Consider the following 18,227-nt stretch of genomic DNA (forward strand, 5'->3'; position numbering starts at 1 on the left):
CGCGTGAACCGTCCGCCCAGCGACACCTCCGCCGGCCAGGGGGCAGCGCCGACGCTCGACGAGGTCGCGTCGCGCGCCGGCGTCTCGCGGGCGACCGCGTCCCGGGCGATCAACGGCGGCAACCGGGTGTCCGCAACGGCTCAGGCCGCCGTGGAGACCGCGGTGCGGGAGCTCGGCTACACGCCGAACCCCGCCGCGCGGAGCCTGGTCACCCGTCGTACCGACTCGGTGGCGCTGGTCGTCCCCGAGCCCGACGAGCGGGTGTTCTCGGACCCCTTCTTCGTGCACACCCTGCGCGGGGTCAACCGGATGCTCGCGACCCGCGACCTCCAGCTGGTGCTGCTCCTCGCCCGCCCGGGCGAGGAGGAGCGTCGGCTGCTGCGCTACCTCGGCAGTCGCCACATCGACGGCGCCATCGTGGTCTCGCACCACCGCAACGACCGGCTCGCCGACCACCTCGCCGCGCTCAGCCTGCCCTGCGCCTTCATCGGGCGGCCATGGACCAGCGCCGACAAGGTCGCCTACGTCGACACCGACAACCTCGCCGGCGGCCGGGCCGCGACCGAGCTGCTCGTCGAGCGGGGTTGCCGCCGGATCGCCACCATCGCCGGACCCGGCGACATGGCCGCCGGCATCGACCGGCTCGAGGGCTGGCGAACCACGCTGCGGGCCGCCGGGCTGGCCGACGACCTGGTCGAGCACGGCGACTTCACCGAGGTCGGCGGCGAGGCCGCAGCGCGCCTGCTGCTCGAGCGCGCGCCCGACCTCGACGGGATCGTCGCCGCCTCCGACCTGATGGCGGCCGGGGCCCTGCGCGTCCTGGCGGAGGCCGGACGCGTCGTACCGGACGACGTCGCGGTCGTCGGCTACGACGACGTCGGCGTCCCCGAGCGCACCAGCCCCACGTTGACGACGGTCCGCAACCCGATCGGCGAGATGGCCGAGCAGGCCGTGCGGCTGCTGCTCGAGCAGATCGACGACCAGCGCGGCCCGCGCCCGATCCGGGTGATCTTCCCGCCGTCCCTGGTGCGTCGCGACTCGGCGTGACCCACCCTCCTAGGCTGCGGGCATGACCTTCTCGATCGTTGCCCGGTCCGCCGACGGCGAGACCTGGGGCGTCGCCGTGGCGTCGAAGTTCCTCGCGGTCGGCTCCGCGGTCCCGGCCGCGGTGGCCGGCGTCGGCGCGCTCGCCACCCAGGCCGACGCCAATGTCGCCTACAAGGGCCTGGCCCTCTCCCACCTCGACGAGGGCGCGACCGCTGCGGTCGCGCTGCAGCGTTTGATCGAGGAGGACAGCGGCTACGCCCACCGCCAGGTCGGCATCGTCGACCTCGACGGCAATGCCGCCTCCCACACCGGCACCGAGTGCATCCCGTGGGCCGGCGGTCGCACCGGTGACGGGTACGCCGTCCAGGGCAACTGCCTCGCCGGCGAGGAGGTCGTGGACGAGATGGAGCGGGCCTGGCTGGAGAGCGATGCCGAGGCTGCCCTCCAGGACCGGTTGATGGCTGCGCTGGCGGCGGGTGACGCGGCCGGTGGTGACAAGCGCGGGCGACAGTCGGCCGCGATCCTCGTCGTCCGTGACGGCGCCGGGTACGGCGGCCTCGACGACGTCGCCGTCGACCTCCGCGTCGACGACCACGCCGCGCCCATCGACGAACTGGTCCGCCTGCTCAGCCTGCACGAGCTGTACCTCACGGCCTCGACCGACGAGGAGAAGGTCGTCGTCGACGCCGCGCTGCGCGAGGAGCTCGAGGCCTTCGCGACGGCCGGCGGGCACCGCGACTTCGCGGCCTGGGTCGGCACGGAGAACCACGAGATGCGGGTCGCGCCCGACCTGGCGTGGATCGACCGGCGGGTGCTGGCGATCGTGCGGGGCGACGGGTGAGCGACGACTGGGCCGGGGCCTGCGCCGCCTTCGCCGAGGGCGCCGCGTGGTTCGTCGCGACGGTCGGCCGCGTCGGTGACCGCTGGACCCGACCGGGCCTGGGCGACTGGGACGTGCGAGCACTGGTCGGTCACACGAGCCGCGCCCTGCTCACCGTCGAGGAGTACGCCGCCCGCCCGGCCACCGACGTCGTGGCGACCTCCGCCGCGGCCTACTTCCGGGCGGCCCGCGCCTTCGCCAACGGGCCTGACGTGGCCGACCGGGGCCGCGCCGCCGGTGCCGCGCTCGGCGAGGACCCCGCTTCCGAGGTGGCGGCGATCGCGCAGCGGGTCACGGCGCTGCTGCCGACCCTCGTCCCGGACCAGCTCGTCGCCACGATCGTGGGCGGCATGCACCTGGTCGACTACCTGCCGACCCGGACCTTCGAGCTGGCGGTTCACACGGCCGACCTGGCAGCCGCGCTCGACGAGCCCCGCGTCGTACCGCCCCTCGCTGCCGCCGAGGCGCTCGCCGTCGTCACCGCCCTCGCGGTCGACGAGGGCACCGCCGGCGACCTGCTGCTCACGGTGACTGGACGCCCGGTCACCGAGCGATTCAGCGTGCTCTGACCTCCCCACCCCGCTCCTATCGTCGACGGCATGGACGAGACACAGCTCGAGACACAGCGGCAACCAGTCCCCCGCGTCGACGACGGTGAGCGGGGCACCGCGCTGGCGTTCCTCTCCTTCGCCCGGGAGTGCGTGCTCAAGAAGGTCGACGGGCTGCGCGAGGACGACCTGCGCCGGCGCCTGGTGGTCTCCGACACCACCCTGCTCGGCCTCGTGCAGCACCTCACCGACGGTGAGCGCTACTGGTTCGGCCACGTGCTGACCGGGGCCCCGGAGCACGCCGACGTCGACTTCTCGATGGTCGTCCCGGAGGACGTCGAACCGGACGCGGTCCTCGCCGCCTACCGGGCCGCGATCGCCACCAGCGACGCGCAGCTCGCGCGCGTGGCGCTGGACGACCACACGCCGGTCCCCCACGACGACGGACGGCCACGGACGGTGCGCTGGGTCGTCGCGCACATGACGAGCGAGGTCGCCCGGCACGCCGGCCACGCCGACATCCTGCGCGAGCAGGTCGACCGGGTCACCGGGCGCTGACGGAGCCCGGGCTCAATCGGACAGGCGGTCCAGCGCCCGCTGCGCGGAGTCGCGCTCGGCACTGGCGGTCCGCAGGTCCGCGGCCGCGCCGTCGCGGACCTCCTCGGCCTCGGCGAGCTCCTCCTCGAGCCCCTCCGACTGCTCCTCGAGGTCGGCCAGCGCGCGGCGCAGCTCGTCGATCTCGGCCTGCACCTGGAGCTGGCGCGCCTCGAGCCGGTCGACCTCGGCGACCGTCTCGTCGTACGCCGCCTGCGCGCCCTCGTGCTCCTCCTCGGCCTCGGCCAGCCGCTCCGCCGCTGCCGCCCGAGCCTTCTCCGCCCGGTCCGGGTCCGGTACGACGTGCAGGTCCGGCGGGCCCGGCACCGGCGCCTCCCGCGGGGTGGCCGCGAAGCCGAGGGCGTCGGGCACGGCGACCGCCCCGGCGAGGTCCGCCTCGGCCATCGGCTCGATGCCGGTGGTGCTCAGGACGGTGACCAGCAGGCCGCTGCGCACCGCGCGGCCGCACTCGGCGTCCACCATGGCCGCGGTGAGCGTCGCCTCGACCTGCTCGGCGACGGCCTCGGTCACCCGCAGCCCCTCCTCGGCGGCGAGGCGCCGGGCCTGCGTGGTGACCGCCGCGGTGACCTGCCGGCGCTGCCTGGTCAGGGTGCGCAGCTCGCCGGCCGACATCGCCTGCTGTGCCTCGCGCAGCGCCGCCCCCACGTTCAGCAGCTGGTCGACCTGGCCCGGCTCGCGTCGTACCAGCAGGTTGACCACCCACGCGGCCGTGCTGGGCTTGCGCAACGCCTTGACCGGCGCGGCGAGCGGGGTGCCCTTGAGTGCCTTCGCCCGGGCGTCGCGCGCCGGCGTGAACTCGGCGAGCGGCAGGGCGTAGAGCTCGTCGGCGATCTCCAGGAGGTCAGGCACGCGGCGAGTCTTTCAGTCCCGCGCCGATCATCGCCACGGTGAGGTCGACCAGCTGGTCGCGGTCGACACCGTCGGGCCGGGCGAGCGCCGTGCGCAGGCAGGTCGAGACGAGCACCCCCATCAGCATGAACACCACGCCCTCGAGCTGCTCGGGCGGCAGGTCCGGCCGGTGCCGGCGCGGCAGCAACGACGCCAGTCGCTGCAGGTCGCCCTCGATCTCGGGCAGCACGTTAGCGTTGTTGCCGGCCGGCATCTGGTTGACCATCGCCGTGATCACGCCGCGGTGCCGCTCGAAGCCGTCCACGAGGGTGACCACGATCAGCCGCAGGGCGGCGTCGAGGTCGAGCTCGAGGGCGTCGACGACACTGACCATCAGGTCGTCACTGATCGCGCGGACCGCCTCGTCGCGGAGCACCTCGAGCAGCTCGTTGCGGTCGTTGAAGTAGCGGTAGAACGTGCCGCTGGAGACATGGGACCTCTCGATGACCGCGGTCGTGGTGAGCCGGTCGGCACCGTGCTGGTCGAGGATGCGCACGGCGGTGTCGAGCAGCAGGCGGCGGGTCTGCACGGCGCGGACCTGGCGCGGGAGGGCCCGCTGCTTCTGCGCCACCGGCTGCTCCTCAAAAGTGAATAGAAGGTGAGACTCTCTCACTTTATCGTCGTCCCATGGTGACCGAACAGCTGCCTGACGCGATCCCGACCAGCCTGCGCCGTGTCGACGAGGCGCATCGGCGGTTCGGGACCTTCACCGACACCTACCTCGCCGGCATGTGGCAGGGCGACCCGCTCGCCGACGCCTTCGTCGCCGACTTCGCGGACCTCGGCCACGGCCGGGCGATGCGGATGCTGCGCCAGGCCTGCCGCGAGGGCATCGACGCCGTGGCCGACGCGCCGGCGTCCCTGAAGGCGCTCTTCGCGGCGCTCGACGACGTACCGGAGTGGGTGGACACCCGGCGCATCGACCGGGACAGCCGCTACACCTCGCGCTACTCCCTCGCCTCCGGCATCGTGCTCGGTGCCGCGTCGCTGGTCAGCGGCTACGCCAACTCGGCTGCCTCACGTCCCCTCGAGCTCACCGGCCGGTACGTCGAGAACGCCGGCGCCCGGACGATCGAGGTCGGATCGTGGCTGATGGCCGTCAACCAGCCCGGCGGCCTCGAGCGCTTCTCCGACGGCTTCGAGCTGACCGTCCGGGTGCGGATCATCCACGCCCTCGTGCGCGCCGACCTGGCCCGGCGTGCCGACTGGGACGCCGCCGCCTGGGGCGTGCCGATCTGCCGGGCCTACGTCGCCTACACGCTCGTGGAGTTCACCTTGATCCCGCTGCGCGCGATGCAGCAGATCGGGGCGCCGTACCTGCCGCACGAGGTGGACGCCGCGTACGCCCGCTGGCGCTACCTCGGCCACCTGCTCGGGATCAGCCCCGAGCTGCTCCCCCGCGACGAGGCGGAGCAGGAGCGGCTCGAGGAGATCTACCTGCTCACCCGACCGGTCGTCGACGACTACTGCCGCGCGCTGGTCGCGAGCATCAACCGTGAGTTCCTCGTCCCCGAGATCGAGGGCGTGCTGCCCCGGCTGCTCGGCCGGCACGCGCCCACGGTGGTGCACGCCCTGGAGCGGCTCTTCCTCGGCGACGAGATCGCCGACGACCTCGCGATTCCGCACACCCGGTTGACCGGCGTCATCGCGCGCACCGGGCCCCTGCTGTCGGCGGTCAACCGGCGCCGCGACCGGAAGGGCTCGTCGCTGCCGCGACGTACCGAGAAGGGCCGGGCCTACGAGCTCGAGCAGGAGGCGCGGCTGCGCCGGGACTGGAACGTGCAGCACGACCTGGTCGACGCGTCGCCGGGCGGCGGGCGCTCGCACCCGGCGCGCGGCGACGGGTGATCCTCCCGGTTTGGGGTGCGCACAGGGGCGGTAGGCACCAGGGGTGAAACGCATCCTCGCCTCCCTGACCGCCGCCACGGCCCTCGCCGCGGCAACCCTCTCCGCTGCTCCGGCCAGTCAGGCCGTGACGACGCAGGAGGCCGTCGAGGCCCCCGTCGCCGCGCGCTACACCGTCGCCGCCGGGCCGATCTTCGCCAACCGCAACCGGGCCATCTTCAACCGGCTGATCGCCAACGTCGACAACGCGCCGTCCGGCAGCACCATCCGGGCGATGACGATGACCTTCAGCGACACCGGCATCAGCAACGCGCTGATCCGCGCCGCCCGGCGCGGCGTGTACGTCTACGTCGCCGTCGCGAGCAAGGCCTGCGGCGAGACGGCCGTGAACGACCTGCAGGAAGCGGACGCGGACCTCAGCCGGCTCAAGGTCTCCTGCATCAGCAACGGCGCCCGCGGCACGACCGGCACGCTCCACATCAAGGGCATGTCCTTCTCCCGCACCGGCTCCAGCTCGAAGGTCGTCGTGCTGACGTCGTCGAACTTCACCAAGACCGCCCCCACCAAGCAGTGGAACGACGCCTACCAGACCGTCGGCTGGACGAAGTTCTACGACTTCTGGACCACGATCCACCGCCAGGTGATGCCGGACCGCGCCATCACGAACCCGTTCCGCCAGATGGTCGACGGCGTCTCCCGTGCCTACGCCACGCCCCAGAACCCGGGCCAGACCGACCCGGTGATCTCCCGGATCAAGGCCCTGCCCACGCGCGGGCTCCGGATCCACGTCGCGCAGTCGGCCGAGAACGGCACGCGCGGCGAGCTGATCATGAAGGCGCTCGCCGCCAAGCGCCGCGCCGGCGCCTCGGTCACCTACGTCTACGCCCGGCCGGCCCAGCACCGCAGCCTCCTCGCCGCGGCCGGCGGCACCCTGAAGATGGTCGACCCGCCCGCGGACGACGAGTTCCTGCACCACAAGTTCATGATCGCGTCGTGGATCAACTCCGCCGGCAACCGCGTCTACCGCACCTGGATGGGCACCGAGGTCTGGACCGACCTCGCGAAGAGCAGCGACGAGATGGTGCTGCAGCTCGCGTCGAAGCGCACCTACGACCGCTACCGGGCGCAGATCAGCTACCTGCTCGGCCTCTGACCACCGCGTCGGCTCACCCGTCCTCGTCCTCGTCGAGCCCCTGCTCGATGGCGTAGCGGGTGAGCTCGACGCGGTTGTGCATCTGCAGCTTGCGCAGCGTGTTCTGCACGTGGTTCTGGACGGTGCGGTGGGAGATCACCAGCCGTTCGGCGATCTGCTTGTACTCCCACCCCTTGGCGACCATCTTGAGGATCTCGGTCTCGCGGTCGGTGAGCTTCTCCCCCGGCGGCGTCTCCGGCTCGTTGATCCGCCGGAACTCCCCGAGCACCAGCGCGGCCAGGCCGGGCGTGAACACGGTGTCCCCCCGCGCGACTCGGCGTACGGCCGCCAGCAGCTCCTCGCGCGAGGCGGACTTCACGATGTAGCCGGTCGCGCCTGCCTTCACCGCGGCCAGCACGTCGTCCTGCTCGCCGGACGCGGACAGGATCAGCACCCGCGAGGACGGCTCGTCGGCCAGCACCGTCGCGGTCACCTCGACACCGCTGGGCTCGGGGATCTGCAGGTCGAGCACGACCACCTGCGGCCGGGTCGCCCGGAAGCGGTTGATCGCCTCGGTGCCGGTGGCCGCCACGGCCACCACGTCGTAGCCCGCTGCCTGCAGGTCGCGCTCCACGGCGTCGCGCCACATGGGGTGGTCGTCGACGACCATCACCCGGATCCGGTCGGTCATGCCCCGGACCCTAGCCTCTGGAAGCGGCCTCGGCGGTGCAGGAGCGGGTCGTCGTCGTCGCCGATCTCGGCGTGCTCGACGACGACCGTCACCTCGACCGACCAGCCGACCTCGCGCTCGTCCTCCAGGCGCACCGCGGCCCAGCTGGACGCCGAGGCGAGCCGGGGTCCGTGGTCGGTGTCGACGAACGCTGCCTGCCGGAACGGGCCGCCCGGTGCGGGCGCGGTGCCCGCGAACGCCTCGGCGAGCTGGCGATCCGGCCACGACAGCAGCTGGACCACCGCGCGACCGTTGTCGCGCAGGGCCTCGAGGAGGTCGGAGTCCGGGTCGAGCAGGGCGAGCAGGCGTGCCTCCGGGCCCATCGCGACCATCCACGACGTGACGGTCAGGCCGGCGCGGCCGGCTCCCGTGCCGGAGGTCCAGAGGGTGACCGTTCCGGCCAAGCGGCCGCGCAGGCGTCGTACCGGGTCGGGGCGGTCGTCGGCGAAGGGGTGCGTGGTGTGGATGGTCATCGCGGCACCCGCAGGGTCCACTCGGTGCCGTAGCTGCCGGAGTCGAGGGTGGCGGTGCCGCCGAGGTCGTGCACCCGGCCGCGGATCGACTCCGCGACGCCCAGCCGGCCCTGGGCCGCGGCGGCCTCGAGCCGCCCCTCGGGGATGCCCGAGCCGTCGTCGCGCACGGACACCTCGACGGCGTCGCCGAGGTCCTCCAGCAGCACCCAGGCCGGCGCGCCGTCGCCCACGTGGCGGTCGACGTTGTCCAGGCACGCCCGTACGACGGCCACGAGCTCGCTCACGACCTCCCTCGGCAGCGGGACCACCCCGGCGGGCAGGGCGACCTCGGTGCCCGGGCGCGCACCGAGCACCCCCAGCGCCACCGCCAGGTCGGCGGTGCTCGCACCGACGGGCGCGGGCGCGGCGGCCTGCGAACGGATCAAGGTGCGCAGCACCTGCTCCTGCTCCCCCGCGAGGCGGCCCAGATCGGCGGCCTCGCCCCCGAGCTCGCCGCCCCGGCGCTGGACCAGGGCGAGCACCTGCAGCACCCCGTCGTGCACGACCCGCGCCAGCCGGGCGCGCTCCGCGGCAGCGGCGGCCTCGCGCTGGGCCTCGTCGCGCTCGGCAGCCATCGCCTTGAGCGACTCGCACACGAACCCGACCATCGAACCGCCGAGCAGCAGCAGGAAGACGTTGCCCCAGTCCTTCTGCTCCACGTGCGACCGGGTGAGCAGGTCGACCGCTCCCAGCAGCACCGCCGCCGTCGTACCGCCGCGCCAGCCCCAGCGGACCGCCCAGGCGAGCAGGGCGCCGACGATCCAGTAGCTCGGGATGGTGGCGTGGAACCAGGGCCCCTTGGCGACGGGCGTCGCGAGCAGCATCGCGACCGCCAGCGCGAGGTCGACGACGAGCAGCGCGGGGCCGCGGCGCTCGGGCGCGGCGTACACGGCGATCAGCACGAAGGTCGCGACCACCATGATCGCGACGCAGGACCAGCCGAGGACGGGGCGGTCGTAGTTGTTCCGGTAGACGTTGACGACCACGGTGTAGCCGAGGACGACGACGCGCAGCACCGCGAGCGCGCGGAACATGCGGTCCTCGACCGCGAGCGCCGCGCGCGTGGTGGCGGTGGTCAGGAGGCGAGCTTCCGCTCGTCGCCGGCGTCGGCCTTCTTCGACTCCGCCTTGGCGCGGGTGGCGTACATGTCGACGTACTCCTGCTGGGAGAGCCGCATGATCTCGTACATGATCTCGTCGGTGATCGAGCGCAGGATGAAGCGGTCGTTCTCCATGCCGGCGTAGCGGGAGAAGTCGAGCGGCTTGCCGAAACGCACGGTCGGCCGGGTGATCCGGCCGAACTTCTTGCCCGGGGGCGCCACCAGGTCGGTGCCGACGACGGCCACCGGGATCACCGGCACACCGGTCTCGAGCGTGAGCCGCGCGATGCCGGTCTTGCCGCGGTAGAGGCGGCCGTCGTGCGACCGGGTGCCCTCGGGGTAGATGCCGAACAGCTCGCCCTCGGCCAGCACGCGCTTGGCCGAGACCAGCGCGCCCGACGCGGCGTCACCGCTGGTGCGGTCGATCGGGATGTTGCCGGTGCCGCTGAAGAAGTTCTTCTGCAGCCAGCCCTTGACGCCCGGCGAGGTGAAGTACTCCGCCTTCGCGACGAAGCGCACCATCCGCGGGATCACGAGCGGCATGAACAGCCAGTCGGCGTACGACAGGTGGTTGCTGGCGAGGATCGCCGGACCGGTCGCCGGGACGTTCTCCACGCCCTCGGAGCGCGGCCTGAAGATGACCTTCAGCAGCGGACCGAGTGCGACGAACTTCAGGAACCAGTAGAACACCTGATCGCGCCTTTCCCGTCTGTCCGGGTGCCGGCCCGACCCGGGCACCCACATCGTTCGCAGCCTAGTGCCTCGACGTGTGCGGCACGTAGCCCAGCCGTCCGCTGGTCGACGTCGGCGTGGGGCACAATCACGCCATGCCGTCGCAGACCGAGCCGCTCACCGTCGCCGCCCGCCCCGAGCTGACCGGCGGCCGCCGGATCGGCGTGCTGCTGAGCCACGGCTTCACCGGCTCGCCGGCCTCGATGCGGCCGTGGGGCGAGCACCTCGGCGCCCTCGGGTACGGCGTCGCCGTACCCCGCCTCCCGGGGCACGGCACGACCTGGCAGGACCTCAACACGCACCGCTTCGCCGACTGGTACGGCGAGATCGCGCGCACCTTCGACGCGCTGCGCGCCGAGCACGACGCGGTCGTCGTCGGGGGCCTCTCGATGGGAGGTGCGCTCGTGCTGCGCCTGGCCGCCGACCGAGGCGACGAGGTCGCCGGGGTGATGGTCGTGAACCCCGCGCTCGCGACGAAGCGCTTCGACGTGAAGCTGCTGCCGGTCATCAAGCACCTCGTGGCGTCGTTCCCCGCGATCGCCAACGACATCAAGAAGCAGGGCGTCGACGAGAACGGCTACGACCGCACGCCCCTCAAGGCGATCCACTCGTTCATCGGCAGCTGGCCCGCCCTGATCGCCGACCTGCCCCGGATCAGCGCGCCGCTGGTGTACTTCCGCTCGCCCGAGGACCACGTCGTCGACGGGAAGTCGGAGCCGATCATCCTCGACCGGGTCTCCTCCACCGACGTCACCCGCATCGAGCTGCCCGAGAGCTACCACGTCGCGACGCTCGACAACGACGCCCCGACGATCTTCGCGAGGTCCGCCGAGTTCATCGCCCGGGTCACCGCACCCACCCGCGCGTAGGCTGGAAGCGTGCAGCGTGAGCAACCCGACGAGGACGCCGCCTGGCGAGCCATCGTCGACAACTACGGCGACCCGGTCCTCGAGCCGGACGCCGGGCTCGACGCCACCCCGGAGCCCGAGCCCGAGCCGGAGCTCCCGGAGCACCTGCGCGACGAGGAGCCCGACGAGCTGCGGTACGCCGTCGACGACTCCTTCGTGCCGCCGGCGCCCCCGCCGCTGCCCCGCCCCACGCCGGACCGCATGCTCGCGTGGCTCGGCGTCTTCGGCTCCCCCGCGGTGCTGCTGTTCTTCGTGGTCACCGGGATCGGGATGCCCCAGCTGCTCGGCTGGGCGCTGGTCGGCAGCTTCCTCGTCGGCTTCGGCTACCTCGTGATGAAGATGCCGAGCGAACCGCGCGATCCCTGGGACGACGGCGCGGTCCTCTAGTTCGTCGCCGCCGCTTGTAACTCGGTGTTCGGTAGCACTGGCACGGTCTCCTGACCGGTCAGGAGACCGTGGTGGTGCCTACGGACACCGAGTTACAAGCGAGGGCAGCCCCCGGGGGCCGCACGGTCAGGGTCGGCCGTCGCGGGCCAGCAGGGCCGCGCCGATCGCGCCGGCCTCGGGGCCGAGCGAGGCAGGGACCAGGTCGGGCACCGGTCGGTGGTCCGTGCCCTGCAGCGCGCCGCGGAGCCCGGCCCGCGCGGGTGCGAGCAGCAGGTCGCCGACGGCGGAGACCCCGCCGCCGATCACGACGATCTCGGGGTCGAAGGCGGAGACGAGCGCCGCCGTACCGACGCCGAGCCACGTGCCGATGGAGGCGAACGCCTGGCGCGCCACCTCGTTGCCGGCCAGCGCCATCGCGGTCACCTCGGGGCCGTCGAGGTGGCGTCCGAGCGCGACGCGGGTGACCCGCTCCAGCGCGCGGCCGCTGCAGTACTGCTCCCAGCAGCCGCGCAGCCCGCACTCGCAGGCGAGCCCTCCGGGGACGGCCTGCATGTGCCCGAACTCGCCGGCCAGCCCGTGGGCACCCCGGACGACCCGGCCGCCGAGCACGAGCGCACCGCCGATGCCGGTGCCGATGGTCACCAGGACCACCGACGAGAAGCCACGGGCGGCACCGGCCACCACCTCGGCGTACGCCGCGCAGTTGGCGTCGTTGTCGAGGACGACCGGGAGCCCGGTGCGCTCGGCCAGCCGGAGCCGCACGGGCGCGTCGCGCCACGGCAGGTGCGCCCCGAAGAGGTAGCGCTCGCCTGCCGCGTCCACCAGGCCCGCGGCCGAGACGCCCAGCGCGGCGACGGCGCTACCGCCCGACACCTCCGCGGCCGCGTCGGCGATCGCCTGCTCGACCGCGTCGTACGGCGCCGTGCGGCCCGGCATCGGGCGGGTGGCGACCGACTGGACCGCGCCGCCGGCGTCGATGCGTACGGCGAGCACCTTGGTGCCGCCGATGTCCACGCCGATCCAGTGGTCGTGGGCCATCGTCGTCAGCTGCGGGCGAGGTCCGCGGCGCCGATCACGCCGGCACGGTTGCCGAGCTCGGCGAGCCTGATCTCCGGCGTCGGCCGGTAGCCGCGCCCGGTCAGCTCGTGCTCGAAGGAGGCGCGCAGCGGCGCGACGAGCAGCTCGCCGGCCTCGCTGACACCACCGCCGATGACGATGACCGCCGGGTCGAGGACCGCGACCAGCGAGGCGATGCCGTGGCCGAGCCAGCGGCCCAGCTGCTCGAACTGCTCGATCGCGAACCGGTCGCCGGCCTGGGCGGCCGTCGTGATCATCGGCCCGGTGATCGCAGCCGGGTCACCCCCGGCACGGTCCACCAGGTCGCGGGCGAGCAGGGAGCTGGCGGCGGCCTCACGGGCCGCACGGACCAGGGCGGTGCCGCTGCCGTACTGCTCCAGGCAGCCGTGGTTGCCGCAGCCGCAGAGCGTGCCGTCGGGCACGACGTTGAGGTGGCCGATCTCGGCGCCGACGCCGTGCGCACCCCGCAGCAGCCGGCCGTCGATGACGATGCCGCCGCCCACGCCGGTGCCGACGGTGACCATGAGCTGGTCGTCGACGTCGCGGCCGGCGCCGTAGCGGAACTCGCCCCAGGCCGCGGCGTTGGCGTCGTTCTCGACGACCACGGGCAGGCCGGTGAGGCGGGCGAGGTCGGCGCCGAGGGGCTCGTTGCGCCAGGCGATGTTCGGGGCGAAGAGGACCGTGGAGCGGTCGGAGGCGATGTAGCCGGCAGCACCCACGCCGACCGCGGTCACCGCGTGCTCCGCGGCGAAGCCGGCCACCAGGGCGGCCGCGGCCGCCTCCATCGCCGACGGGTCGGTCGCCGGCGACTCGACGCGCGCCTCGGCGAGGACCCTGCCGGCGGCGTCGACGACGGCGCCGGCCATCTTCGTCCCACCGATGTCGATGCCGCAGGTCAGTCCACTGCTCACGGGGTGTCTCCGTCGGGTTCGTCGTCGAGGTCGATCTTCTCGACCTCCGGACCGCGGGGTTGCCCCGGGGTCGTGGTCTGGGCCGCCGGGAGCGTCTCCATCAGCCCAGCGGCAGCCTGCAGCAGCGAGGAGGCCGCGGTCATCAGGTGCACACGCACCTCCGGAGAGGTCTGTCGTACGGCGTGCACGACCCGGCACACCGGGCAGTAGCGGCACTCGGCGCTGCCCGTCGCGATGTGCTCGTTGACGTCGTGGGCCATCGCCGCCGCCTGGCCGGCGAGGTCGCCGATCCCGCCGGCGGCCTCGCCGGTCTGCTGCCGGGCGAGGTCGGCGAGCGCCCCGAAGAGCTTCATCGCCTCCTCGCCGACGCTGCCGACCGGCGGCTGGTCGGCGGACGGGTTGCGGGGCTCGTCGTTCATCGTGCCTCCAGGGCGGGCTCGGCGAAGCGGACCCGCAGCTCGCCGTCGACCACCCGCGCGCCCGCCACCTTGAGCCGGGCGAGGCCGGGCGGCAGGGTCAGCAGGCGGCGGTAGGAGCCGACGGTCATGACCAGCTCGTCACCGTTGCGGGCCAGGTCGACCTCGGCACGGGAGACGAAGGGCAGCGCGAGGTGCACGACGGCACCCCCGCTGTCGGGACGGGTGACGCGGAACGGGCCGTCGCCGACGGGCGCGGCCAGCGGGTCGGCGCCGTCGTACAGCGCCCGGGCGAGGTCGGCGAGCGCGTCGACGCCGACGGGCTCGCTGGCCTGGTACTCCGAGGTGAAGACGGGCAGGCCGTTGAAGGACTGGGCCACCTCGCCCAGCACCTCGGTCTGCGCCGCGACCCAGGCCGCACGCCACGGATCGGCGTCGTCGGCCGGGAAGATGCGGTTCGCGACCACGCCGTCGACGCGGTAGCCGAACAGGCACAGGCTGGTGAACGCGCGCCGCGCCTCGGCGAGCACCACCTTCTCCGGGGTCAGCACCAGCCGCACGCTCGCGTCCGGCCCCGACAGGAGCTCGTGGACGTCGTCGAGCTCGGCGTGCAGGCGGGTGATCGCGTCGAACACCGCGTCCCCCGGCATGGGGACGCCGGCCGCGCGGTTGAGCACCGGTCGCAGGGCCTTGACCAGCCGCCGCTGGATGGGCAGCAGGCGCTCGATGTACCACCCGAGTGCCTCCGGCAGGGCGAGCAGCCGCAGCGTCTCGGCGGTCGGGGCGCAGTCGACGACGATGACGTCCCACCGCCCGGAGCGGGCGTGCTGGCGCAGCTCGAGGAGGGCCAGCACCTCCTCGGCGCCGGGGATCACCGTCATCTCCTCGGCCGCGACCGGATCCATCCCGGCGGCGTCGAGGACGGAGAGCAGGTAGCGCTGGATGTCGGCCCAGGACTGCTCGAAGCGGAGCTGGGCGTCGACTTGCTGCACGAACAGGTCGGGCGCCACCTCCATCGGCTCGGCTCCCCCGTGGCCGGGGCCGGCCGACGCGGCGCCGTACGCGTCAGCGAGGGAGTGCGCGGCGTCGGTCGAGATCACCAAGGTGCGCAGGCCGCGGGCGGCCGCGAGCGCGGCAGTGCCGGCGGCGACGGTGGACTTGCCGACGCCACCCTTGCCGGTGAACAGGACGATGCGCACGAAGTCGGGCTCCCCGGGGCCGCTCAGGCGCCGGACTCGACGCGCTTCTTCAGGCCCTTGAGCGCGGTGTCGATGAGGATCTTCTCGCCCTTGCGCTTGAGCATCCCGATCAGGGGGATGGAGACGTCCAGCGCGAGGCGGTAGGTGACCTCGGTCGTCCGCGGCCCGGTGGCCCGCAGCACGTAGGCGCCGTCGAGCGCCTTGAGCATCTTGCCCTCGGCGAGGGTCCAGGTGACCTGCGCGTCGCCGTCCCACTCGTAGGCCAGCGTGTACTCGTCCTTGATCGGCGAGACGTCGAGCGTGAAGAACACCTCGCGCGCCCGGCCGGCCTGCTTCGGGTCGGCGTCGTCGTAGGACGAGCGCACGTCGGCGACCGTGACGCCCTTCGCCCAGGCCGGGTAGGCCGCGAAGTCCGCGATGACCGCCATCACGTCCGCGGCGGGAGCGTCGACAACGATCGACGAAGACGTCTGTTCGGCCATGCCGGAAGGCTACCGGACCGCTCCCCTGCTCGCCGCCGAGGCTGGCGTGACGCTGAACTCGTCACTACGGCCGGCAGGACGGCGAGCGGTAGCCTGCGGATCGTGCGCGAGTACTCCACCCCGCAGACGGTCACCGTCCCCACGACGGGCAACCTCACCGACGACGTCGTCCGCAATGCCGTTGAGGCGCCGGACGCCGTGCAGTTCAGCCGGGCAGACGGCTCCGGCGGCTGGTCCGACGTGACCTGCGCAGCCTTCCTCGCCGAGGTCACCGCGGTCGCCAAGGGGCTGCTGGCGGCCGGGGTCGAGCCCGGCGATCGGGTCGCCCTGATCTCGCGCACCCGCTACGAGTGGACCCTGCTCGACTACGCGATCTGGTTCGCCGGGGCGGCGACCGTGCCGATCTACGAGAGCTCCTCGGAGGAGCAGGTCCAGTGGATCCTGTCGGACTCGGGCGCCCGTGCGCTCGTCGTCGAGGACGCCACCCACCTCGCCCGGGTCGGCGCGGTGCGCGCGCAGCTGCCGGACCTCGCCCACGTGTGGGCGCTCGAGAGCGGCGGGGTCGACGAGCTCGTGCGGCTCGGCGCCGCCGTACCGGATGCGGACCTGGAGGCCCGGCGGCAGGCGACCGGTCCAGCCGACCTGGCGACGCTGATCTACACGTCAGGCACGACCGGGCGCCCGAAGGGCTGCATGCTCACGCACGACAACTTCCAGAACGAGCTGTGCGTCGCCGTCGCGGAGCTCGAGCGGCTCTTCGATGCCGAGGACGCCTCGACCCTGCTCTTCCTGCCGCTCGCCCACGTCTTCGCGCGGATCATCCAGGTCGGCTGCATCAAGTCGCGCACCCGCCTGGGCCACAGCGCCGACATCAAGAACCTGCTCCCCCAGCTGGGGACCTTCCAGCCCACCTTCATCCTCGCGGTACCCCGCGTGTTCGAGAAGGTGTTCAACACCGCCTCGCAGCGGGCGACCGCCGACGGCAAGGGCAAGATCTTCGACCGCGCCGCCGAGACCGCGATCGCCTACTCGCGCGCGCTCGACGGGGGCCGCGTGCCGGTGCGGGTGCGCACCCAGCACGCGCTGTTCTCGCGACTGGTCTACGGCAAGCTCCGGACCGCCCTGGGCGGAAGGTGCGAGTTCGCCGTCTCCGGCGGAGCGCCCCTCGGCGACCGGCTCGGCCACTTCTACCGGGGTATCGGCGTCACCGTGCTCGAGGGCTACGGCCTCACCGAGACGACCGCTGCCCTGACGGTGAACCTGCCGGACGCGCAGAAGGTGGGGACGGTCGGGAGACCGATCCCGGGCACCGCCGTACGGATCGCGGACGACGGGGAGCTGCTCTTCAAGGGCGGCCAGGTCTTCACCGGCTACTGGAACAACCCGGAGGCGAGCGCCGAGGCGCTCCAGGACGGCTGGTTCCACACCGGTGACGTCGGCGAGGTCGACGACGAGGGCTTCGTCCGGATCACCGGGCGCAAGAAGGAGATCCTCGTGACCGCCGGCGGCAAGAACGTCGCCCCAGCCGTGCTCGAGGACCGGGTCCGCGCCTCGGCCCTGGTCAGCCAGTGCCTCGTCGTCGGCGACGGCCAACCGTTCATCGGCGCGCTCGTCACCATCGACGAGGAGGCCTTCCCGGCCTGGGCCGAGCAGCACGGCAAGACGGGCAAGGTCGCCGACCTCGTCGACGACGAGGACCTCCGCGCCGAGGTCCAGGCGGCGATCGACGAGGCCAACAAGGCGGTCTCCAAGGCGGAGTCGATCCGCAAGTTCACGATCCTGCCGGCCGACTGGACAGAGGAGGGCGGGCAGGTCACGCCGAGCCTCAAGCTCAAGCGCAACGTGGTGATGCGCGAGAGCCGCGACGAGATCGCGGCGCTCTACGGCTGATCCGCGCGTGGCGGTCCCTCCCGGCCTGGGCCCATAGTCCCAACGGGCCATGCCTTCGGTCTCGATCGGGCATCAATCGCCGCCGATTCGTGATTTCCCTCCCCCTTTCGACCGGGCCTCGCTAGCCTCGGCCTGCGCTGCATCCGGGGGCAGCCGACACATTTGCATGGGGAGCGGGAGGGCTCTGATATGGATCGTCGCAGGTTGCTGCTGGTCGTCGCCGCGGTGATTGCCGCAGTCGGCGTTGCACTCGTCTTCGCGTACGCCCGGAGCGCGGACACCCGCGCAGCGGACAAGTACGACACCGTCGAGGTGCTCACCGCCTCCAAGGACATCGAGCCCGGTGAGAGCCTGGACGACGCCCTGGAGAACGGAAAGGTCCAGCTGACCCACGTCGCCAAGGCGCAGCTGCTGGAGGGTGCCAGCGACGACTCGGACCCGCTGCGCGACAAGGTCGCGCTCACCACGGTCTACGCCGGGGAGCAGCTGATCCCCGCGAAGTTCGGCGCCCTCGAGGACGTCGAGGCCCGCGCCACCCTCCCGATCCCGGAGGGCAAGCTCGCCATCTCGATCCTGGTCAAGGACGACGGTCGCGTCGGCCGGTTCACCAAGGCCGGCGCCGAGGTCTCGATCATCTCCACGCTGCTGGACGACAGCCAGCACCCGATCCTCACCCGGGTCCTCCTCGACCGCGTGACGGTCCTGGCCGACGGCACCCAGACCGTCGACCCCGAGGACGGCACCGACGGCGGCGACAACGTGACCGACACCGAGCTCCAGCGCCTGGTCACGGTCGCCGTGACCCAGAAGCAGGCGGAGAAGGTCCGCTTTGCCGAGAAGAGCGGCGAGCTGACGATCGCGCTGCTCAATGACGCCAGCAACGTCAAGGGCGGCCCGCCGGTCAACGCCGACAACCTCTTCGACTGAGA

General features: G+C 72.9%; 21 protein-coding genes. 10 read left to right on the forward strand and 11 right to left on the reverse strand.

All coding sequences use genetic code 11. From position 1 onward, the window contains the following. Nucleotides 1-3: 3 nt before the first annotated feature. The 4 genes from ASE20_RS01435 to ASE20_RS01450 are packed head-to-tail and all read left to right on the forward strand — an operon-like array spanning nucleotide 4 to nucleotide 3,033. On the forward strand, nucleotides 4-1,047 hold the full coding sequence (locus ASE20_RS01435; RefSeq protein ID WP_056893064.1) for a LacI family DNA-binding transcriptional regulator: 1,044 nt from the start codon (nucleotides 4-6) through the stop codon (nucleotides 1,045-1,047). Nucleotides 1,048-1,069: 22 nt separating this feature from the next. After that, nucleotides 1,070-1,888, forward strand: a complete 819-nt coding sequence (locus tag ASE20_RS01440) for a DUF1028 domain-containing protein (protein ID WP_056892744.1) — start codon at nucleotides 1,070-1,072, stop codon at nucleotides 1,886-1,888. After that, nucleotides 1,885-2,496, forward strand: coding sequence for a maleylpyruvate isomerase N-terminal domain-containing protein (locus tag ASE20_RS01445; protein WP_056892745.1), 612 nt, complete (start codon nucleotides 1,885-1,887; stop codon nucleotides 2,494-2,496). Before ASE20_RS01440 ends, ASE20_RS01445 begins: the two co-directional genes overlap by 4 nt. A gap of 30 nt (nucleotides 2,497-2,526) precedes the next feature. Next, nucleotides 2,527-3,033, forward strand: coding sequence for a DinB family protein (locus tag ASE20_RS01450; protein WP_056892746.1), 507 nt, complete (start codon nucleotides 2,527-2,529; stop codon nucleotides 3,031-3,033). A gap of 12 nt (nucleotides 3,034-3,045) precedes the next feature. On the opposite strand, the gene ASE20_RS01455 is transcribed toward ASE20_RS01450, so the two are convergent. Beyond that, nucleotides 3,046-3,939 (reverse strand): hypothetical protein, encoded by an 894-nt coding sequence (locus ASE20_RS01455; RefSeq protein WP_056892747.1) that lies wholly within the window; start codon nucleotides 3,937-3,939, stop codon nucleotides 3,046-3,048. Then, nucleotides 3,932-4,549, reverse strand: coding sequence for a TetR/AcrR family transcriptional regulator (locus ASE20_RS01460; protein ID WP_056892748.1), 618 nt, complete (start codon nucleotides 4,547-4,549; stop codon nucleotides 3,932-3,934). Before ASE20_RS01460 ends, ASE20_RS01455 begins: the two co-directional genes overlap by 8 nt. Before the next feature lie 56 nt (nucleotides 4,550-4,605). Between ASE20_RS01460 and ASE20_RS01465 the strand changes: the two genes are divergently transcribed. Both ASE20_RS01465 and ASE20_RS01470 read left to right on the forward strand, forming a co-directional pair. After that, nucleotides 4,606-5,826: an oxygenase MpaB family protein gene (locus tag ASE20_RS01465; protein WP_056892749.1), complete on the forward strand. Its 1,221-nt coding sequence runs from the start codon at nucleotides 4,606-4,608 to the stop codon at nucleotides 5,824-5,826. Nucleotides 5,827-5,869: 43 nt separating this feature from the next. After that, nucleotides 5,870-6,976, forward strand: a complete 1,107-nt coding sequence (locus ASE20_RS01470) for a phospholipase D-like domain-containing protein (RefSeq protein WP_056892750.1) — start codon at nucleotides 5,870-5,872, stop codon at nucleotides 6,974-6,976. A gap of 13 nt (nucleotides 6,977-6,989) precedes the next feature. Here the strand turns inward: ASE20_RS01470 and ASE20_RS01475 are convergent, their stop codons facing one another. Genes ASE20_RS01475 through ASE20_RS01490 form a run of 4 tightly spaced genes read right to left on the reverse strand, consistent with a single transcriptional unit; the run spans nucleotide 6,990 to nucleotide 9,986 of the window. Next, nucleotides 6,990-7,646 (reverse strand): response regulator, encoded by a 657-nt coding sequence (locus ASE20_RS01475; RefSeq protein WP_056892751.1) that lies wholly within the window; start codon nucleotides 7,644-7,646, stop codon nucleotides 6,990-6,992. Continuing rightward, complete coding sequence (locus ASE20_RS01480) at nucleotides 7,643-8,158, reverse strand: flavin reductase family protein (protein WP_056893065.1); 516 nt, start codon at nucleotides 8,156-8,158, stop codon at nucleotides 7,643-7,645. Before ASE20_RS01480 ends, ASE20_RS01475 begins: the two co-directional genes overlap by 4 nt. Further along, complete coding sequence (gene macS / locus ASE20_RS01485; protein ID WP_225869020.1) at nucleotides 8,155-9,276, reverse strand: MacS family sensor histidine kinase; 1,122 nt, start codon at nucleotides 9,274-9,276, stop codon at nucleotides 8,155-8,157. Before macS ends, ASE20_RS01480 begins: the two co-directional genes overlap by 4 nt. After that, on the reverse strand, nucleotides 9,273-9,986 hold the full coding sequence (locus ASE20_RS01490) for a lysophospholipid acyltransferase family protein (RefSeq protein WP_056892753.1): 714 nt from the start codon (nucleotides 9,984-9,986) through the stop codon (nucleotides 9,273-9,275). Before ASE20_RS01490 ends, macS begins: the two co-directional genes overlap by 4 nt. Nucleotides 9,987-10,123: 137 nt before the next feature. On the opposite strand from ASE20_RS01490, the gene ASE20_RS01495 reads away from it, so the two are divergent. After that, a complete protein-coding gene (locus tag ASE20_RS01495; RefSeq protein ID WP_082612048.1) occupies nucleotides 10,124-10,897 on the forward strand; it encodes an alpha/beta hydrolase in 774 nt (257 codons plus the stop codon). 9 nt (nucleotides 10,898-10,906) lie between these two features. Beyond that, the gene (locus ASE20_RS01500) at nucleotides 10,907-11,323 is read left to right on the forward strand and encodes a hypothetical protein (RefSeq protein WP_056892754.1); all 417 of its coding nucleotides are present in this window, start codon (nucleotides 10,907-10,909) and stop codon (nucleotides 11,321-11,323) included. 126 nt (nucleotides 11,324-11,449) lie between these two features. Here the strand turns inward: ASE20_RS01500 and ASE20_RS01505 are convergent, their stop codons facing one another. From ASE20_RS01505 to ASE20_RS01525, 5 genes are read right to left on the reverse strand one after another with little or no spacing between them, the layout of a single operon-like run. Beyond that, on the reverse strand, nucleotides 11,450-12,361 hold the full coding sequence (locus ASE20_RS01505; RefSeq protein WP_056892755.1) for an ROK family protein: 912 nt from the start codon (nucleotides 12,359-12,361) through the stop codon (nucleotides 11,450-11,452). A 5-nt stretch (nucleotides 12,362-12,366) separates the two neighbouring features. Beyond that, a complete protein-coding gene (locus ASE20_RS01510) occupies nucleotides 12,367-13,311 on the reverse strand; it encodes an ROK family glucokinase (RefSeq protein WP_225868998.1) in 945 nt (314 codons plus the stop codon). Beyond that, on the reverse strand, nucleotides 13,308-13,730 hold the full coding sequence (locus ASE20_RS01515) for a hypothetical protein (RefSeq protein WP_056892756.1): 423 nt from the start codon (nucleotides 13,728-13,730) through the stop codon (nucleotides 13,308-13,310). The genes ASE20_RS01510 and ASE20_RS01515 overlap by 4 nt, the downstream gene beginning before the upstream one ends. Next, a complete protein-coding gene (locus ASE20_RS01520; RefSeq protein WP_056892757.1) occupies nucleotides 13,727-14,926 on the reverse strand; it encodes an ArsA family ATPase in 1,200 nt (399 codons plus the stop codon). The genes ASE20_RS01515 and ASE20_RS01520 overlap by 4 nt, the downstream gene beginning before the upstream one ends. 23 nt (nucleotides 14,927-14,949) lie before the next feature. After that, nucleotides 14,950-15,408, reverse strand: coding sequence for an SRPBCC family protein (locus tag ASE20_RS01525; RefSeq protein ID WP_056892758.1), 459 nt, complete (start codon nucleotides 15,406-15,408; stop codon nucleotides 14,950-14,952). Between the two features lie 102 nt (nucleotides 15,409-15,510). Between ASE20_RS01525 and ASE20_RS01530 the strand changes: the two genes are divergently transcribed. Both ASE20_RS01530 and cpaB read left to right on the forward strand, forming a co-directional pair. Then, nucleotides 15,511-17,298, forward strand: coding sequence for an AMP-dependent synthetase/ligase (locus tag ASE20_RS01530; RefSeq protein WP_056892759.1), 1,788 nt, complete (start codon nucleotides 15,511-15,513; stop codon nucleotides 17,296-17,298). A 189-nt stretch (nucleotides 17,299-17,487) separates the two neighbouring features. Next, complete coding sequence (gene cpaB, locus ASE20_RS01535) at nucleotides 17,488-18,225, forward strand: Flp pilus assembly protein CpaB (protein WP_082612049.1); 738 nt, start codon at nucleotides 17,488-17,490, stop codon at nucleotides 18,223-18,225. Nucleotides 18,226-18,227 lie beyond the last annotated feature (2 nt).

This window comes from Nocardioides sp. Root240, from assembly GCF_001428825.1.
In the GTDB taxonomy this organism is placed as follows: domain Bacteria; phylum Actinomycetota; class Actinomycetes; order Propionibacteriales; family Nocardioidaceae; genus Nocardioides.